Origin of the sequence: Biostraticola tofi (assembly GCF_004343195.1) — a bacterium.
Classification (GTDB): Bacteria; Pseudomonadota; Gammaproteobacteria; order Enterobacterales; family Enterobacteriaceae; genus Biostraticola; species Biostraticola tofi.
In genome coordinates, this window is record NZ_SMCR01000012.1 from 52,933 (window position 1) to 71,503 (window position 18,571).

General features: G+C 50.8%; 16 protein-coding genes. 4 read left to right on the plus strand and 12 right to left on the minus strand.

What is annotated here, in order from left to right:
- Positions 1 to 237: 237 nt before the first annotated feature.
- On the minus strand, positions 238 to 456 hold the full coding sequence (gene pspG, locus EDC52_RS17690) for an envelope stress response protein PspG (RefSeq protein ID WP_131867335.1): 219 nt from the start codon (positions 454 to 456) through the stop codon (positions 238 to 240).
- A gap of 169 nt (positions 457 to 625) precedes the next feature.
- On the minus strand, positions 626 to 1,678 hold the full coding sequence (dusA, locus tag EDC52_RS17695; RefSeq protein ID WP_131867337.1) for a tRNA dihydrouridine(20/20a) synthase DusA: 1,053 nt from the start codon (positions 1,676 to 1,678) through the stop codon (positions 626 to 628).
- Between the two features lie 476 nt (positions 1,679 to 2,154).
- On the opposite strand from dusA, the gene EDC52_RS19985 reads away from it, so the two are divergent.
- The 3 genes from EDC52_RS19985 (at position 2,155) to zur (ending at position 5,776) form a co-directional block, all read left to right on the plus strand.
- On the plus strand, positions 2,155 to 4,140 hold the full coding sequence (locus EDC52_RS19985; protein ID WP_196237776.1) for a leucine-rich repeat domain-containing protein: 1,986 nt from the start codon (positions 2,155 to 2,157) through the stop codon (positions 4,138 to 4,140).
- Between the two features lie 349 nt (positions 4,141 to 4,489).
- The gene (rcsA, locus tag EDC52_RS17705) at positions 4,490 to 5,128 is read left to right on the plus strand and encodes a transcriptional regulator RcsA (protein ID WP_131867339.1); all 639 of its coding nucleotides are present in this window, start codon (positions 4,490 to 4,492) and stop codon (positions 5,126 to 5,128) included.
- A gap of 138 nt (positions 5,129 to 5,266) precedes the next feature.
- Complete coding sequence (gene zur, locus EDC52_RS17710; protein WP_131867341.1) at positions 5,267 to 5,776, plus strand: zinc uptake transcriptional repressor Zur; 510 nt, start codon at positions 5,267 to 5,269, stop codon at positions 5,774 to 5,776.
- 516 nt (positions 5,777 to 6,292) lie between these two features.
- Here the strand turns inward: zur and EDC52_RS17715 are convergent.
- From EDC52_RS17715 to EDC52_RS17725, 3 genes are all read right to left on the minus strand, one after another.
- Positions 6,293 to 6,502, minus strand: coding sequence for a CsbD family protein (locus EDC52_RS17715; RefSeq protein WP_131867343.1), 210 nt, complete (start codon positions 6,500 to 6,502; stop codon positions 6,293 to 6,295).
- Positions 6,503 to 6,987: 485 nt separating this feature from the next.
- Complete coding sequence (lexA, locus tag EDC52_RS17720) at positions 6,988 to 7,596, minus strand: transcriptional repressor LexA (protein ID WP_131867345.1); 609 nt, start codon at positions 7,594 to 7,596, stop codon at positions 6,988 to 6,990.
- Positions 7,597 to 7,701: 105 nt separating this feature from the next.
- Positions 7,702 to 8,082, minus strand: a complete 381-nt coding sequence (locus tag EDC52_RS17725) for a diacylglycerol kinase (RefSeq protein ID WP_131867347.1) — start codon at positions 8,080 to 8,082, stop codon at positions 7,702 to 7,704.
- Between the two features lie 126 nt (positions 8,083 to 8,208).
- Between EDC52_RS17725 and plsB the strand changes: the two genes are divergently transcribed.
- Positions 8,209 to 10,668 (plus strand): glycerol-3-phosphate 1-O-acyltransferase PlsB, encoded by a 2,460-nt coding sequence (gene plsB, locus EDC52_RS17730; RefSeq protein WP_131867349.1) that lies wholly within the window; start codon positions 8,209 to 8,211, stop codon positions 10,666 to 10,668.
- 46 nt (positions 10,669 to 10,714) lie between these two features.
- Here the strand turns inward: plsB and ubiA are convergent, their stop codons facing one another.
- The 7 genes from ubiA to pgi all read right to left on the minus strand — a co-directional run bounded on the left by ubiA (position 10,715) and on the right by pgi (position 18,330).
- A complete protein-coding gene (gene ubiA / locus EDC52_RS17735) occupies positions 10,715 to 11,623 on the minus strand; it encodes a 4-hydroxybenzoate octaprenyltransferase (RefSeq protein ID WP_131867351.1) in 909 nt (302 codons plus the stop codon).
- Entirely contained in the window at positions 11,623 to 12,138 is a 516-nt protein-coding gene (ubiC, locus tag EDC52_RS17740; RefSeq protein ID WP_131867388.1) for a chorismate lyase, read from the minus strand. The genes ubiA and ubiC overlap by 1 nt, the downstream gene beginning before the upstream one ends.
- A 199-nt stretch (positions 12,139 to 12,337) precedes the next feature.
- The gene (locus tag EDC52_RS17745; protein WP_131867353.1) at positions 12,338 to 14,425 is read right to left on the minus strand and encodes a YjbH domain-containing protein; all 2,088 of its coding nucleotides are present in this window, start codon (positions 14,423 to 14,425) and stop codon (positions 12,338 to 12,340) included.
- Positions 14,425 to 15,180, minus strand: coding sequence for a capsule biosynthesis GfcC family protein (locus EDC52_RS17750; protein WP_131867355.1), 756 nt, complete (start codon positions 15,178 to 15,180; stop codon positions 14,425 to 14,427). Before EDC52_RS17750 ends, EDC52_RS17745 begins: the two co-directional genes overlap by 1 nt.
- Positions 15,177 to 15,833, minus strand: a complete 657-nt coding sequence (locus EDC52_RS17755; protein WP_230468090.1) for a YjbF family lipoprotein — start codon at positions 15,831 to 15,833, stop codon at positions 15,177 to 15,179. Before EDC52_RS17755 ends, EDC52_RS17750 begins: the two co-directional genes overlap by 4 nt.
- Positions 15,834 to 15,893: 60 nt before the next feature.
- Complete coding sequence (gene yjbE / locus EDC52_RS17760) at positions 15,894 to 16,142, minus strand: exopolysaccharide production protein YjbE (RefSeq protein WP_165911749.1); 249 nt, start codon at positions 16,140 to 16,142, stop codon at positions 15,894 to 15,896.
- Between the two features lie 538 nt (positions 16,143 to 16,680).
- The gene (gene pgi / locus EDC52_RS17765; RefSeq protein ID WP_131867359.1) at positions 16,681 to 18,330 is read right to left on the minus strand and encodes a glucose-6-phosphate isomerase; all 1,650 of its coding nucleotides are present in this window, start codon (positions 18,328 to 18,330) and stop codon (positions 16,681 to 16,683) included.
- Positions 18,331 to 18,571: the final 241 nt, after the last annotated feature.

Genomic DNA, 18,571 nt, shown 5'->3' on the forward strand with positions numbered 1-18,571 from the left:
TTGCTGCACACTGTAATTGTAGGGACAGTGGTATAACTCACCGAAGGTGCGGCTGCCTGCCGCTATTATTTTCGGCGATGACGAAAAGGATCATCTGCTAACTGACAGTTAATCCTAGCAGCAGCCATAAGCAAAGCATATCTTAAAACCCCGTGACTACGCCTAAAAAATCATAGCCTGTGATCACCAACACATTTTGTTTGACGCGGGTATGGAAACGTCAACACCGGGCGGCACTCAGTATCGGGGCAACTGCGGGCGTTTGATATTACGCCAGAGCCATACCGCCGCGACAGCCAGCAATAACCAGGGCAACAGTTTGATTGCCATGACAAACAGGCCGGCAAACATCATGATAAGCGTGCCGACAACCAAAGCCGCCAGGACACCGAATACAGAAATTCCGGTCAGCAGCAACATGACAAAAAAGCCGATAACGAAGAAAATTTCCAGCATGACCAACTCCTGAGAAGGGATAGATACCATCGTTACCTGTAACGACTAGACTACTATGTCATTCAAGAATCGTGCCAACTTAATGAAATTATAACCTATTGAAACTGCAGGAGTTACCTAATAGCTTTTTTATTGCCTGGTCAGATTAACCAGATATTGGTATTTTCAACTACAATGCTGGATCGGTCCGGTCAGCGGCAACTTTTTTTAACGCCTGCCTGAGCACTTCGCTACCGGCGCCAGGTCGATGGGCATGCTCACTCAGATATCTCCGCCATTGCCGGGCTCCGGGGATCCCCTGGAACAAACCCAGCATATGACGAGTAATATGGCCCAGCGCTGCGCCCTGTTTCAGTTCATGCTCAATGTAGGGCAGCATTGCCTCAACCACTGACGCCATATCAGTCATCGGGTCAGGCTGGCCGAACAGCGTACTGTCCACTCGGGCCAGCATGCCTGGATTCTGATAAGCCTCCCGGCCCACCATGACACCATCCAGGTAAACAAGATGCGCCGCAGCCTCGTCCAGCGTCTTGATGCCGCCATTAATAGTGATCGTCAACTCAGGGTAATCACGTTTCAGTTGATACACCCGGGCATAATCCAGCGGGGGAATTTCGCGGTTCTCCTTGGGGCTCAAACCAGAAAGCCACGCCTTGCGGGCGTGAATGATAAAGGTATCGCAACCGCCGTCATTGGAAACCCGGTCAATGAATTCACATAGAAATTCATAGTTATCCTGCTCATCAATGCCAATGCGGGTCTTGACCGTCACCGGAACGGAGACCTCCGCCCGCATCGCGGCGATACACTCAGCCACCCTAAGCGGTTGCGCCATCAGGCAGGCGCCGAACAATCCGTTCTGCACCCGATCCGAGGGACAACCGACGTTCAGGTTTATCTCATCATAGCCACGCTGCTCGGCCATGCGTGCGCACGCCGCCAGCGCTTGGGGATCACTGCCGCCCAGCTGCAGCGCCAAAGGATGCTCGGCCTCGTTATAGGCCAGATAATCTCCTTTGCCATGCAGCAGAGCTCCGGTAGTCACCATTTCGGTATAAAGCAGGGTATGGCGCGTCAACAGGCGCAGCAGATAGCGACAGTGCCGGTCGGTCCAGTCCAGCATCGGGGCGATTGAAAAACGCTGTGATGACAGAGCGGCTGATGTGATCGGCAGCACCGGGGTACTCGCCGGCAGGTGGGGAAGCTTATTTTCGTGCATGTAAGACCACTATGAGCGTAATTTTTGAATCAGCATCCAAACCGGGCATCGGGATGTGGATAAAGTAGAAGGCGAATTTTGCCGCTATTATAACATAAATGCGACCCTGTAATATCCGTTGCCGTTAACCCTTCACAAGTGACTCTCCGCTAAGCGTAAAACCCTTGTCGGCAGGCCTGCGGTCAGTATTGCCTTGGAGGCCTTGGCCAGTTTATGAATCTGACGACGGGTAAGTGCTGGCGGCACAGAAAATTCAAGTGGAATGCTCATTATCTCTTTCACCATAATGACTTACCAGATCCCTTAATCTACACCTATGCTAGGTGTGTCCCGCGCAGCCCTGCGCCGGATACAGATCAACCGCATCGGTTATTGAGGCGGTAATCTCTTCGATTCGCTGCAGACCAGCCGCTGATTAACCACGACTTGCGAATTCTTGAGTATCGTTTGATAGACACATCCAAGTGAGGAAACATATGGATATTCCTGTAATCTCTTCTGCTGGCCTTTCAGCAGGTGCAGTAAATGGATTTAACCAGAGCGGTACGCCTTTTAACGCCCTGTTTGCTGAATGGGATGAATGGGGCAGTCAAGCACCCAGCGGCGGTTCCGAGCAACGCAGTAAAGCGGTGGCCTTATTGAAGGATTGCCTGGAGCGCGGCGCAACCTATCTGAATCTTTCCTGCCTCAACCTGACCAGTCTGCCGGCAACACTGCCGCCCGGGTTGCTCCAACTGAAAGCCAGCAACAACAATTTTTCTTCCTTGACGGGGAACCTGCCGTGGGGTCTGCAAGAACTGCATCTGGACAACACCCCAGTCAGCAGTTTGCCCAAACTTCCGCCGGATTTGAAAATCCTTTATCTCGCTAATACCCAACTGGCCGGTCTGCCAGATAATCTCCCACCGGGGTTGACGACTCTCCACATGGATAACTCTCCTTTGAAGAGTCTGCCGAATGACCTGCCGGCACAGTTGCAGAGGTTATTTGCCAGCGGCACCAAACTCACCAGTCTGCCGGCCACGTTGCCTGCCGGTTTACATTCGCTCTTCGTTGCCAATACGCCGCTGACAGAACTGCCCAATGCGCTGCCAGCGGGGTTAAACACCCTCAATCTGAGCAATTCCCCCTTAAACAGCTTACCGGCAAACCTACCCACCGAATTAACATCACTGATGATTTCCGGTACTAACGTCACCTCTTTGCCTGATAATTTACCTGCAGGATTACGCCTACTGAATATGGCTAATTCGCCGGTGAATAGCCTGCCAGCCAATTTACCAGCCGGCTTAAAAGAGCTATTTATCAACAGCACTAAAATAACCGCTTTGCCAGACAATCTTCCGGCGAGGATGCAGAAGCTGTATCTGGGTGATACAGAGATAAACTCTCTTCCTTCCAATCTGCCTGACGGATTATTAAGCCTGTTGGCTGAAGGGTCCAAAATTTCCAGCCTGCAGCATACTCTGCCGTCTGGACTGCAAGCCCTCAATCTGAGCAATACTCCCTTAGGGAGTCTGCCCGACACACTGCCATCGGCTCTTCAGACGCTGAATGTCAGTGATACCCCTCTGACGAGTCTTCCGGCAACGTTACCGGCAGGCCTTCAAGGGATTACCGCCAGCAATACAGCATTGACCCAACTGCCCGACAATCTGCCTGCCGGCTTACAAACCCTGAATCTGGATAATACACCGCTCAATGCACTGCCTGCTAATCTGCCCCAAACGCTGATGTCACTGTTTATCAGCGGCACCAAGATTGTCAGTCTGCCGGCAACGCTCCCCTCTGCCCTCAAAGGCTTATACATTAATAATACGGGAATTCAGAAGCTTCCAACCAATTTACCGGCTGGATTAAGCCTGTTACAGGCCAACAATAGCCAGTTGGCTGGCTTACCCTCAACATTGCCGGATACCATTAAACTGTTTATCTCCAATACCCCGCTGGCATCTCTTATCAATTTACTGTTGCCCGGAGCCTTACTGCCAGGAGGATTGTTGACGGGGGCATTATTGACTAAAGTGTTGCAACTGCTAGCTGGATTAGGTGGTGGCATCGGTGGCGGCATCGGTGGTGGCATCGTCGGAGGCATCGGTGATGGCATCGTCGGAGGCATCGGTGGAGCTATTGGTGGAGCTACTGGTGGGGCTATTGGTGGGGCTACTGGTGGGGCTATCGCCGTGGCTGCCGCGGGACAGCAGGAAGAATCTCTCCCCCAGCTGACCGACGGCGAGCTTACCCCTAAAGATACCGATCAGGCATTACAGAGCCTATCGCGCTCGGCATCGACTGACAGCATACCGGGACTGCTTGATGTGAATGATATTCCCCGTAGCCGGTTACTGAGTATCGAACAGGTCAGATCATTGGTGGTTGATGAATTGGATGCGCTGGACAAGGTCGTCGACGCTGCCCAAACAGATGAATCAGCTGCACCTGGCTATCACAATGTAGAGTAAAAACCAACCTGCCACAGCCAGAAGCCTGTGCTTCTGGCTCCTCATTTCTTCATCATTTTATCCCAGATAACATTCATTCCGTCCCAAAATCAAGCAGATGATTTACAAAACCATAATTTTGTTTTATCACAGAAGATAATATGCAGTGGTTAAATAATCAAAACAGGTAGGCTAATGAATTACTTTAATAAACCTTTATTATCGGCAACGGTATTTTTTTCACTGCGTTGAGAAAAACGATCAGTTTCATAACCATACGTTATAGCTGAATATAATCAACGGCCGTTAATTTATCCGATTTTTACCCACATCGCCTACTTTTATCACTCTTTTATAGACAGACTGCATAATGACCATGACAGCATACATCCTTGACTTGTGTAATTATACACGCTATGCGATAAAAGAATTACTTGATAACAATGTAGGGATTAAGCTGAAATCAATCAACTCGGAGTCTATTACCGAACTTTGTCACAGGAGTGCATTAACGCCTCCAACGCTCGTTTTCATTAATCAGTCCAGCTTTTGCCCTTCCGCAGGCGAAAATAAAGGCAATGAACTTATTAAAACCCTGATAAATAAGCACCCAAGAACGCTATTTTTTATCTTCATAGCGAATGACAATATAAATTTTCACGAATTCGTACCCATCAAAAACAATGTAATTATTGCATCTAAGCTCATTGAGATAAGTAAAATAGAAACTATTATCCGCTATTTTATTGAGGTTAGAAAATGGCGTGTAGATAATACATTATTTGGTTTTTCCCCTATCCGTTTCAGTAAAACCGAGGCCGAAATTATCAGCATGTGGATGTCGGGTGATGAAACTAATGATATATGCCGGGCACTGCGAATCAAGGAAAAAACCGTCTCGTCACACAAAATCAATATTAAGCGTAAAACCCGTGCCACCAACAAGCAGGCTATCTACCATTTGATAACTATCGCTGACAGCTTGAAAGCGGATATTTATGCCAACTGATACCCGCAAGCCGACTATAAGACTGACGATCAATCACACTTTTCCATCGCCTCAGACCACATCTCCATATGACTCAACTCGGTGTTTTTTTTGCTTCATGGTAAGATGGGGGCTTAAGCACTATTTCAGGGGGTCCAGATGAATACCGTCAGTCAACAACAACTGCTCGCCGAAGCAGAGCAGTTGTGCGAGCAACGTAACGTGCGTCTTACGCCGCAACGGCTCGAAGTATTGCGTCTGATGTCACAGCAAAGCGGTGCTATCAGCGCCTATGACCTACTGGATCTCTTAAAGCAGTCAGAGCCGCAGGCTAAGCCGCCGACGATATATCGAGCCCTAGATTTCCTGCTGGAGCATGGCTTTATCCACCGCGTTGAGTCCACAAACAGCTTTGTGATGTGTCACCATTTTGCCGAACCGGGTCATACATCGGCCTTTTTTATCTGTGATCGCTGTGGACAGGTGACAGAGCAACCCATGCAGGGTATAGAGGACATACTACGGACGCTGGCGGATAAGGCTGGCTTCCGCATGGTCACCAACATGGTGGAAGTTCATGGATTCTGTACTGATTGTGCACCGGTGGCGGATTGCCAGCAATCTGAAGACTGCGGTCATGATCACAGTATTGCCATTAAAAAAAGATAATAAAGCAAGGTTATGCAGCTGACAGGTGAGAAAACAGCGTTCGCCGAACTCGCTGTATTAGCGGAAAAGTAATTATTGGGATTTCGTGGTAAAGTCGATGGACGAGGTGGGTAAACTGCTGATACCGTTAATCAGATAATGTAACAAGAAAGACGTTAAAGACTTAACATTAAGTCTTTATGTAGCTTTAGATTGAATATGTAGCTTTAGATTGAAGATGTAGCTTTATATTAAATAGGGTCATAAGCAGCTTTAGGTTGAAAACTAATACAACCGTGACATTAACGCTGAAAGAAGCACTCACGCGCGACCGTACTCGGCCACCCTTTTTGCAACCAAATGCAGCACTATCAGCCGATCACTGCCGCCTAACCGCTTTTACAGCAACGCTGCCGAGGAGGTAGGACAGGGTGGTACTTCCTTGTACCTTTGGGTAGGAACTTTTAGCTAACCTGAACCTAATCCATTGATTATAAAGACTTTATGCCCGCTTGCCGGTCAAAGGCACTCTGCCGGTCACCAGTTGTATTTATTGCGGGACTCCCAGTCTTTGACTTCAGTTTCCGCGGCTTCTTTACCGTAGCCATAGCGTTCCTGAATTTTACCGACCAGTTGATCTCTTTTACCTTCGACAACAGTCAAATCATCGTCAGTCAATTTGCCCCATTGTTCTTTAACTTTGCCTTTAAACTGTTTCCAGTTACCGCTAGCTTCATCTTTATTCATCGTATTGATCCTTCTTTATCCATTATTCGCAAGAATTGTTCGGATTGTAAAATGAACATCGAAATATTCAGGAGTTCTTATTACTGAACCCAGGCAGCTATAAGCTAACCCTATGCTATTAACTATAGCAGCAGGTAGCAGGAAAGGCGTATTTTCTAGAATTAATCACCAAACTATTGCCACTGAATGGCGGGAATTATCTAAAATATCAACGAAAACAGCGTCTAACCGCGAGCAAATTCTCTAAGCCATGAATGTAACTAAATATTTCCACATAAAGAGTGTTTGTAAAAGGAGGGTAACTGTAAAAAGCCTGCAGAAATAAAGCGGGAGGGAAAAGTATTGAAAATCAATAAAATCAGGGACCAAAAAAGTGAACAGCCGTTTAATAAAAAGAGGACTGCATTCATAGACGACTGGTCACCAGGACAGACTGGTGTTTCTCTGAAGGCGGCAGAAGTTCCGCCCGCCAGAGATTAAGGTATTTAAATCCAGTTGCCGTTACGGATTACGCCAACAGCCAAACCCTCGATGGACAGTTCCTGCTCACGCAAGTCGACCACTATCGGCGAAAACTCGCTGTTTTCGGGCAGCAACTCGACGATATTACCGTGCCGTTTCAACCTTTTTACCGTTACCTCGTCGTCAATTCTGGCTACCACCACCTGCCCATTATGGGCATCAGTGGTTTTGTGTACCGCCAGTAAATCGCCATCCATGATGCCGATGTCTTTCATTGACATGCCGCTGACGCGAAGCAGAAAGTCCGCATGAGGCTTGAACAAGGCCGGATCAACCTGGTAATGGCTTTCTATATGCTGTTGTGCAAGCAGTGGCTCCCCTGCAGCCACTCGCCCTATAAGGGGAAGGCCGGTCTCCTCCTCCACCAGTAAGCGAATGCCGCGTGAAGCGCCAGAAATAATTTCGATGGCACCTTTACGTGCCAGAGCCTTGAGATGCTCCTCAGCCGCGTTAGGTGAACGGAACCCCAGACGTTGGGCGATTTCAGCGCGCGTAGGTGGCATACCGGTTTGCGATATATGATCGCGAATGAGGTCAAAAACCTCTTGTTGTCTGGTGGTTAACGCTTTCATTCCGTCCCCTGTTTGTTTATACAGTCATCATGTGAGTATATACAGGTCAAGGTCAATTTGAAACCTTAAGCCGTCCAAAATGTGATAAAAGCGCCGTCTACCACCTCAGGGTATAAAAATACCATACTGCCGCCACAATAGGGTTATCCAGACGAACGCCGCCAGAGCAATGGAAAGCATCACCGCCGCGGAACCAAGATCTTTTGCCCTACCGGATAACTCATGCCATTCTGGACCTATCCGATCAATGATCGCTTCAATCGCACTGTTAATGATTTCGACAATCAGTACCAGGATAACCGATCCAATTAACAAGATACGCGAAAAAGCATCGATTTCGAGATAACATGTGATGATGATTGCCACAATGGCGATAATCATTTCCTGGCGAAAGGCGGCCTCATGGCGCCAGGCGGCAGAAAACCCTTTTAATGAATATCCCATGGCCTTATATATACGCCTTAGGCCAGTGGTTTTATTTGTCATAATTGTCTAGGGATGATGGGTCATTGAACCCATAGTACAGATTCTTTGCTCCTTCATCACCACAGATCTGACGCGCGGTTTCTGTTATTCTTGCATCGTTTTGCTAACAAGAGGCTTCACAAAGATATGTCAGGTTGGCGTAAAATTTACTACACGTTGTTGGAGTTACCACTAAAGCTGCTGGTAAGAAGTAAAGTCATCCCCGCCAGTCCTCGTGATGAGGCAGGCCTGGATCCCCAACGGCCGATAATGTATGTATTGCCTTATAATTCCAAGGCGGACCTACTGACTTTGCGGGCGCAGTGCCTGCGGCAACAGTTACCCGATCCTCTTACGCCCCTGGAGATCGATGGCGTGGTATTGCCTCGCTATGTGTATATCCACGATGGCCCACGCGTGTTCCCTTATTTCACTGAAAAATCCGAATCGGTGAAACTGTTCCACGCTTATCTGGATTTGCATCGCAACAATCCCGATCTTGATGTGCTTATGGTGCCGGTTTCTGTTATGTTCGGCCGCTCACCCGGACGGGAATCCCAGCAGAATCAGCCAGCCCCGCAGTTGCGACTGCTGAATGGCTTTCAAAAATTCATCGCGGTATTATGGCTGGGCCGCGACAGCTTTGTCCGCTTCTCAAATCCGCTGTCACTGCGCTATATGGCCACGGTACACGGCACCGACAAAACGATTGCCCAGAAACTGGCGCGGGTAGCGCGGATTCACTTTGCCCGTCAGCGTCTGGTGGCGGTGGGTCCTCGCTTACCGGTACGACAGGATCTGTTCAATAAACTGCTGGCCTCCAGAGCAATAGAGAAGGCGGTCGAGGATGAGGCGCGCAGCAAAAAAATATCCATTGAACAGGCGCAGCAGAATGCCATCGCCCTGATGGAAGAAATCGCCGCTGATTTCTCATATGAAGCCGTGCGGCTGTCGGATCGCGTACTGAGCTGGACCTGGAATCGTCTGTATCAGGGTCTCCATGTCCGTAATGCCGAACGGGTTCGTCAGTTGGCGGAGGAAGGCCATGAAATCGTCTATGTCCCTTGCCACCGCAGCCACATGGACTACCTGCTGCTGTCTTACGTGCTTTATCATCAGGGTCTGGTTCCGCCGCATATCGCCGCCGGCATAAACCTGAATTTCTGGCCGGCCGGCCCGATTTTTCGTCGTCTGGGCGCATTCTTCATTCGTCGCACTTTTAAAGGTAATAAACTGTATTCAACCATCTTCCGGGAATACCTGGGCGAACTCTTTACCCGTGGCTATTCGGTCGAATATTTTATGGAAGGCGGGCGTTCACGCACCGGCAGACTACTTGAACCTAAAACCGGCACCTTGACCATGACCATACAAGCCATGCTCAGAGGAGGAAACCGCCCTATCACGCTAGTGCCGATTTACGTCGGCTATGAGCATGTGATGGAAGTGGCCACTTACGCCAAAGAATTGCGTGGCGCCACCAAAGAGAAAGAAGGGTTTATGCAAATGGTGCGCGGCCTGCGAAAGTTGCGCAACCTGGGACAGGGTTATGTCAATTTTGGCGATCCCCTGCCGTTGAGCACCTACCTGAATCAAAAGGTGCCCCACTGGCGCGATTCGATCGATCCCATTGAAGCTCAGCGCCCGGCCTGGCTGGCTCCTGCGGTCAATGATATCGCCGGCAAAATCATGGTGCGTATCAATAATGCCGCTGCGGTGAACGCCATCAACCTGTGTTCTACCGTACTGCTGGCCTCTCGTCAGCGCTCACTAACCCGTGAACAGTTGATACAGCAGCTTTCCTGCTATCTGGAACTGATGCAGAACGTGCCCTATGCCCAGGACGTGACTCTGCCTGACGCCACGGCTGAACAGCTGCTTGAGCATGCGCTGGCGATGAATAAGTTCAGCGTCGAAAAAGATACCATTGGCGATATAATCTTTTTATCGCGAGAGCAGGCCATCCTGATGACCTATTATCGCAATAATATCCAGCACCTGTTTATCCTGCCGTCAATGGTTGCCAGCATCATCGCCGGCCATCCGGGAATAAGCCGTGATGACCTGCTGCACCGGATTACCCTGCTCTATCCGCTGGCCCGGGCCGAACTGTTTATGCAGTACGAGATACCGCAGCTGGCCTCAATGGTTGATGCGTTGATAGACGAACTGGCCCGCCAGCAATTAATCATCGCCCGGGGGGAATTAATTGTCCTGGTACCGGCTCATGCGCATAAATTGCAGCTGCTGGCGGCCGGCGTACGCGAGACCCTGCTGCGCTACGCGATTACCTTCTCTCTGCTGCGCATCAATCCCCAGATCAATCGGGGAACGCTGGAAAAAGAGAGCCGGACCATGGCGCAGAGACTGTCTGTGCTGCATGGCATCAATGCACCTGAATTTTTTGATAAAGCGGTATTTTCGACCCTGGTCGCTACGCTGCGTGATGAAGGCTATATCAGCGATACCGGTGACGCTATCGAAGAAAAAGTTATCGAAGTGTATGGGGTATTGGCAGAGCTTATTACTCCTGACGTATTGCTGACGATTGAGAACGCCGGCCTGGGTAACACACCCACGGCGGTTGAGCCTTTGCCGGTGGTGTAAAAACACTAGGGGCCAGCGGAGATAATCCTCTGCTGGCCCAGGCCGGTCAGATTATTCTTTCGCTGATAAGACTGGCGGCGATGCCGACAAAAATAACCATCCCAACATAATTATTGTGCAGAAAAGCGCGGAAACACTGATCGCGATCCCGCCCGGCAATCAGTTTCTGCTGATAAACAAACAGTCCGGCAGCAATGACCACACTGCTGTAAAACGGGAAAGATAACCCCATCCGCCAGCCGACAGCCACGAGCAAAATAAGCGTTACCGCCTGCAGCAAGCCAATAATCATCTTATCATAGCGGCCGAACAGAATTGCCGTTGACTTCACCCCTATACGCAAATCATCATCTCGATCAACCATGGCATATTGAGTATCATAAGCGACCGTCCAGATGATATTAGCGATAAACAGCAGCCAACATGTTAACGGTAAGGACTCACTCACTGCTGTATAGCCCATCGGTATCGACCAGCCAAAGGCCGCTCCCAGAATAAACTGCGGCAGATGCGTCCAGCGTTTCATGAAAGGATAAATCGATGCCAGCCCAAGGCCCGCTACCGACAACATGATGGTCATGGCGTTAAGCGTCAGCACCAGGCCGAAAGAGGCCATGACCAGCAGCACAAAAAGCAGTTTGGCTTCATTTTCGCTGACCGCACCGCTGGGCAATGGCCGGGAAGCCGTGCGCTTAACATGTCCGTCAATCTTGCGATCGGCAAAATCGTTAATAACGCAGCCGGCGGCGCGCATGAAAAAGACACCGAAGATAAACACCACCAGAATACCGAAATCAGGGATACCCCGACCGGCAAGCCATAATGCCCACAATGTCGGCCACAACAGCAACAGCGAACCAATTGGTTTATCTATACGCATTAACCGGCACCAGGCCTGCCATTTGCCTGGGGTAGCACTATGTTCCAACTGATATCTCCTTTTCTTGGCAGGCATTATCTGCCGTGTTGGTAGAGAGGGGCATCGGGCAAAAACAATTCGGTCAGCAGTAACGGTTTGCCACCTGGCCGCAGGCGCGAGCGGCGAGCCCACAGCTGATCCAGACGACCAATGTGGATATAATCCCTCAGCAGGGGCTCCTCAGTGAACAGCCGCCGTCCAATGGGCTCATCACCCGCATCGGCAAGCGCCCCCTGCTCTCCGGTCAGGCTGGTTTCGGGTATGATGGTACGCGCTGCGACCCATGGCCTGTTATCACCGTATATCACCACTTGACGAAGCCAGCAGCGCTCACAGGCCGGCAGTTCTTTCCTTTCGCCTGCGTCTATCGAAGCAGCGGTTACAAATCCTTCCCCTATTCTGTGAATGATTATTTTACCGCAAAACTGCTCCAGCCGTCTGGTCATTGACCCTTTTTCCATTAGCCAATCGCTGATCATCGGACCAGGGGCAGGGTCTCGCTGCTGTAGCCAGACGATTGAAGACAATGATGAGATGTAGGGATGTTCCATCTCCCGGTTCATGGTATCTGGTTTGTATTCCAAAATCGTATTCCAGCTCCGAAATAAAGCACCGCTAACAATCAGGCATTGTAGCTAATCCAAACGGGATTGCGTTCAAAATTTGACTGCGGCCCGCGGCGGCAAACCATAAAAAAACGGCCTCCCGGAGGAGGCCGCTTATGGCGTTACGCATAATCCGTCACCGGTATTATTCTACCGCAGGCGCACGCTCGTCAGTCAGGTCGTAAAGATAGTATTTGCGTCCGACCATTTGCCCGCCATCACGCGTCAGCGGTATCCAGTTCAGCTGAGCCCGGGAGCGGTTAGGCGTAACGGTCAACAGATCGAGCGGTATCGATATGTAGAAGCCTTTGGTAAACGATCCTTCACCGTAGTCCTCTTTCGAAACATCGGTAAAGGTGGCAAAAGCCCCGGCGGTTACGCCGCTGTCAAAGCGCTTGGAGACATCGAAAGTCACGCCCTTGTCTTTCGCCAGATAGCGGCCTACGCTTGCCTTGACCAACAGACCATCCATAAATTCAGGTCTCCAGTAGCCGGTCAGGTTACCGGTGGCGACCTTGTAGTCAGCGAACTGCATCATATTATCCCAGTCACGCTGCTTAACGTAGTTGCCATCGACGCCAATTGCCCAGTTCTTGTCCAGCGGCCGATAAAGGACTTCACCGCCCACGCCGCCGTACATCATTTCCAGGTAGCCGCCGTAGAGCTGACCATACCAGCCCTCGCCCAGCCGATCGATATAGGTGGTCTGCAGGTTACTGATGTAAACATCATTCTCCACATACTCACGAATTCGAGTCCGCACTCGGGGCAGGTTGGAATCGGCAGGTGGCGCAGTGTAGTTAAATTTATCGTAGTTATTGACGATATTGCCAAATACGGTACCGGACACTGCCCAGTGGTTGGTCAGCCAGTAATTGGCCGAACCCTGGACGCCAATCTGGTACATATAGAAGTCTTCAGGTCCACCGAATGATTGGTTGAGAACCGGCGACCAGCCCAGCTCCAGGCGGCTCTTGTCGATATAGTAGCCTTGCTCGGCACTGGCCGGCACATCCGGTTCGGTGCGGCGCTGGATAAGCGGCCTCTCCTGGCCCAGGGGATAACCACTGAGGGAATCGCGCAAGCTCTTCACGTCGGTCTCGGTGGTCACCATTGGCATACGGGTACGGGTATCGGTCACCTTGATGGTATCAATATTTTCCGGCAGGTTATTGACCAGTATGCGGTTGGCCCGATCAACCCCTTCCTGGTTATCCCGATATTTATACTGTTCGCCGGTCATATACAGCGTACGATCCTTGACCTGGATATGCGGCGAAGTATAGCCGGCGTTATCCTGGATATCGGTCAACTGCTGGGCGACCACTTGATGCTGCAGCATTTCCGGTTGGTCACGCGGCGCGTAATCCGGTTTTTTGTTGTCCAGGTGCTGTTGCTTCAAATCATTGAAATTGGTGCGCAGCGTCACGCCGAACATCACGGTATTGCCGCGTTCATAGCTTAGGTTGACATCGGCCCAGTCGGCGACGCGATAAATCGCGCCCACGTTCACCGGCGAGTCCTGCTTCAGCCGGCCGGCAAAATCGCCTTCGTAGTTGTTGCCCTCATATTCCGCTTTCAGGCGCAACGGCTGCCAAGGGGTTTGGTACTCAACGCCGCCGAAGACGGACGCCGGGCCATGGAAGAAGTCTCCACCGTTAAAAGAGCCTGCCGTACGGTGGGTGTTATTGCGCTGGCAGAAGCTGTCTTTAGCTTCGCAGAACGGGTTAGAGATGTTGCCGCTATTACCCAGGTAGCCCCAACCAACACCCAGAGTGAAGTCCAAAGGCCCCCAGGCCTTGCTGGCAGCGATAAACTCACTGTCGAACAGCCCAGTACCGCCAAAGTCTTTAATCCCTACCGATACTTCAGGCAACCAGTAACTCTCTTGCCACAAACGCAGCTTGAAATCGATACCTTTGTCTTTGTAGGTCTGATCGCCACTAAAATCCTCGTACGGACTGTACTTACGGGTACGCACATCGGTATAGCGGATGGTACTTTCAAGCCAGGGGAACAGCTGCAGGTTTACCGAATAGAAGCGATATTGATCGTTATCGCGATAGTTCATACTGAACTCACCTTCGCGCGCCATACGGGCGGTAGGCGTCTGCAGCAGGCCAACGCCGCCCTGATCCATCTGCGAGGGACCCAGGGGGGCGGTATATGAAGCCGCCTGGCAGGCACTGGCCACTGACAATGCGATGATGCTCAGAAGGTATTGTTTTTTCATCAGTCAGGAATCCGGTGAGTCAGCAAAGAAACAATCTGTTCATTCAGGTCTTTATAGGCCCTGGGCAACGCCCAGCGGGAAAAACCAACGTAAACCACGCTGCCGGGGGCCAGTTCGTTGTGGCGACGGTTCCAGTAGGCAACAGGCACCTGCTGCGAAGCACCCTCAGGCAGTATCGCCCACGCCTCGCTTTTATCGGCACCATGCAAATACTGATGCGTCTGCAGATAGTCAGATACATCGCGGCTGACCTGAAAGGGCTGCGACCCGCCGGGAGTGACCGCGCCGAACACACGGATGCTGGTAGGCCGATTCAGCGTATATACGCTGTATTCGCCCCGCAGGCTGTGATTCGCACCGTCTATCAATCGGATCTGATCTTGATCGAGAGAGACAAATTGCCGCCCGGTGACCCTGATGGCCGCAAGCTGACGACTGATGGTTTCTACCGTTGCGGCCAATTCGGCATCGTTATCCTGGCGAAGCTCGCCGGCCAGCGCGCTCAGGCGGGCCAGCAATTGCCGCTGCTGCCCCACGGCTGCAGCCGTCGCACCGCGCTCGGCGATAACGGTACCGGGCCACCAGGTGCGGCCGGCCAGTTCAGGACGTGCGGTCAGCTGCTGCAGATTCTGCAGGCCACTTATCAGCGTTGTTTGGGACTGGCCTGGATAATAAACGGTAACACGGCTATCAGCGACGGCGGAGGCGATAAAACCAGCACACAAACCCACAGCGATTAAGAGTTGTTTTTTCATGGTTTATAGGCATTTAAAGTGGTGGTTTCAATCGGGAATACATCCGGGCCGAGGTATTGTTCGGTTTTAAGTACGGCGCCGGAGAGCGGATCGATCCAGAAGCGATTGCGATACTCAGTGTTCAGTTCTGCCACCGATACCTGTTCTTCGATAACGCGCCAGGCATGGGGAGCATTAAGCACCGTCACGGTTTCCGTGCCGACGATATGAAAACGAGAGGTAAAGGTCGCCGAACGAAGCTGCTGTTGTTCGGTCCAGGATTGAGTGCGGGTCCATACAGCACCGTCAGTGATCCGGTTGGCGTGAAGCAGTGGGTCTGAGGACAGGTTGGTGACCTCGAGCAGATTATCCGGCAGGCCCAGGGTTTTGATCAGCCGGCCATTGCGGGTGACCAGCATCGCCTGGTCGCGGGTGACCCATTTCAGATTGCCGTTTTCGGCATAAGCCAGTACGACGAAAATTTGCGCGCCGTCATTCACCTTGGCATACATACTGGCATAAGGAATGGCGCGAACCTGGTCCGGAGTCAGCTCCACATCAGGGGTACCAAAGATTGCCACTGCAAACGTGTCGCCAATACCCTTTTGAGATTGACTACAAGCGGCCAGCAGGCAGCAAACCACCATCAGAAAGAAATAGCGCACGTCGTTCATCCCAAACGAAAGTCATACAAAAAATAACCACACTTGCGTGTGGTTATGGGTTATTTTTATTTATCGAGCAGTTGACGTCGTGGTGCTGGTGCCCGGAGTAGAGCTGCTGCCATCATTGTTGGAGGCAATCAGCGCAGCGCCGGCGATGACGGCGATCGCGCCTACACCGATGGCCGTTGCCGCACCTGCGCTCAGACCAGCTGCACCAGTACCTGCGCCGCTGTTGCTAGTAGTAGCCGGAGCAGCTAAAGCATAAGAGCCGCTGGCCATCATTACTGCTGCTATTACAACACTAAAAATTTTATTCATATTCATTACCTTAATCACTCATGAGGATGATGACTATAAAGCACGTTAATGGTTATATGCCTTATATAATCATCATAAAGCAATATAATGCAATAAAATATATATTGCATTCATCACTAATGCTTATAGAGCGAAATGATCTTTATTTCGGACCTTGAAATCATTAACAGCGGTTCGCATCCGCTGAACACGACAAAACGAGAACAAATGACTGGTGTAACCGGTTAACGCTTGAAAAACAGCCTATTACCACGCGCCTCTTTCCATATTCAGACCTTTTACCTGGTATGACTGTCGTTAGCCATGCGAGAACCCGCACCGGTCAATGCAAAGTAACCCACTGAATTCGATGCACTTAACAAAAAAGCCTTTAATGTTGTGCGAAAATAAACAAAAGTGAAAAGTCCCCTTTTTTTTAGGAAAAACCTTACGAGGATGTTAATAAACAGGGGGCGAGGTTAACGCGGGGTAAAGGGTAGCGATCAAAAGCGTCTGCAGCGGCCACTGGGCGTGGCCGCCTTTGTAGCGGGATTACTTATCAGTTGCGCCAATTTTTATAACGGTTTATCAGTCCATTGGTAGAGCTATCGTGGGCTGATACCCTTTCATCCGCTGCCAGCTCAGGCAAAATTCGGTTGGCCAGCTGCTTGCCGAGCTCCACGCCCCATTGATCGAACGTATAAATATTCAGAATTACCCCTTGAGTAAAGATCTTATGCTCATAGAGGGCAATCAGCGCGCCCAGGCTAAAAGGCGTAATTTCTTTCAGCAAAATCGAGTTGGTCGGCCGGTTGCCTTCAAACACTTTGAACGGCGCCACATGCTTGACCTGATCTGGGGTTTTACCGGCGGCGGCATACTCCTCCTCTACCGCCGCCCTGGATTTGCCAAACGCCAGAGCTTCGGTCTGGGCAAAGAAATTCGACAGCAGTTTGGCATGATGATCGCTCAGTGGGTTATGGCTGCGGGCTGGAGCGATAAAGTCACAGGGGACCATTTTGGTACCCTGATGAATCAGCTGGTAGAAAGCATGCTGGCCATTGGTGCCAGGCTCACCCCAGATAATCGGGCCGGTTTGGTAGCTGACCGGTTCGCCATCACGATCGACATATTTTCCGTTTGATTCCATATTCCCCTGCTGGAAATAGGCGGCAAAGCGATGCATATATTGATCGTAAGGCAGAATAGCTTCGGTCTCGGTGCCATAGAAATTGTTGTACCAGATACCTATAAGCGCCAACAGCACCGGCAGGTTCTGTTCGGCCGGCGTATTGGCGAAGTGCTGGTCCATGGCATGAGCGCCGCTCAGCAGCTTTTCAAAGTTGTCGAAGCCGAGGGACAGCGCGATGGACAGGCCAATAGCGGACCAGAGGGAGTAACGTCCGCCAACCCAATCCCAGAACTCAAACATATTATCAGTATCGATACCGAATTCACTGACGGCGGCAGCGTTAGTGGATAGCGCGGCAAAATGCCTGGCTACATGCTTGTCATCGCCGGCGGTGTCGAGGAACCAATCGCGCGCGCTGTGGGCATTGGTCATGGTTTCCTGAGTGGTGAAAGTCTTGGAGGCGACCAGGAACAATGTGGTTTCCGGATTGAGGGGCTGCACCGTCTCGGCGATATGCGTTCCGTCTACGTTGGACACAAAGTGCATGGATAGATGGTTCTTGTAAGGTCTCAACGCCTCGGTAACCATATAAGGGCCCAGATCGGAACCGCCGATACCGATATTCACCACATCGGTAATTGGTTTACCGGTATAACCTTTCCAATCGCCATTGATAACCCGGTCGCAGAACTGTTTCATCTTGGCCAGTACAGCATTGACCTCTGGCATAACATCTTTGCCGTCGACCAATATTGGCGTATTGCTGCGATTACGCAGGGCGACATGCAGCACCGCCCGATCTTCGGTGCGGTTTATTTTCTCACCGGAAAACATCGATTTGATCGCACCCGAAAGATCGCTTTCAACCGCCAGCGCCTGGAGTTTGTCCAGTGTTTCATCGGTAATCAGATTTTTGGAAAAATCCACCAGCATCTCTTCGTTGAACGTTGCCGAAAACCGGGTAAATCGGGAGGGGTCGCTGGCAAACAGAGCACTGATCCGCACCTCTTTCATGGTGGCGAAATGTTGTTGCAGCGCTTTCCAGGCCGCAGTATGGCTAGGGTTAATATTTTTCATAACAACACTCTTTTTGGCTTAAATGAGAGATGACATGAAATGATTGTATCTCTTAACGCTTCACATGCGATCCCTTTTCTTGCATAGGGATGCTCAGTGGTGATGGTAGCGGGTGTCTAATTGCTGAACAGAATCCGCCGGGCCGCCGGCAGCTAAATAAAATGCGCCGTCCCGGCGCTCTGCACGTTGACATGGACGCGTTTACCCGTTATTTCTAAAAGCCTAGTTACGCATCTGATGC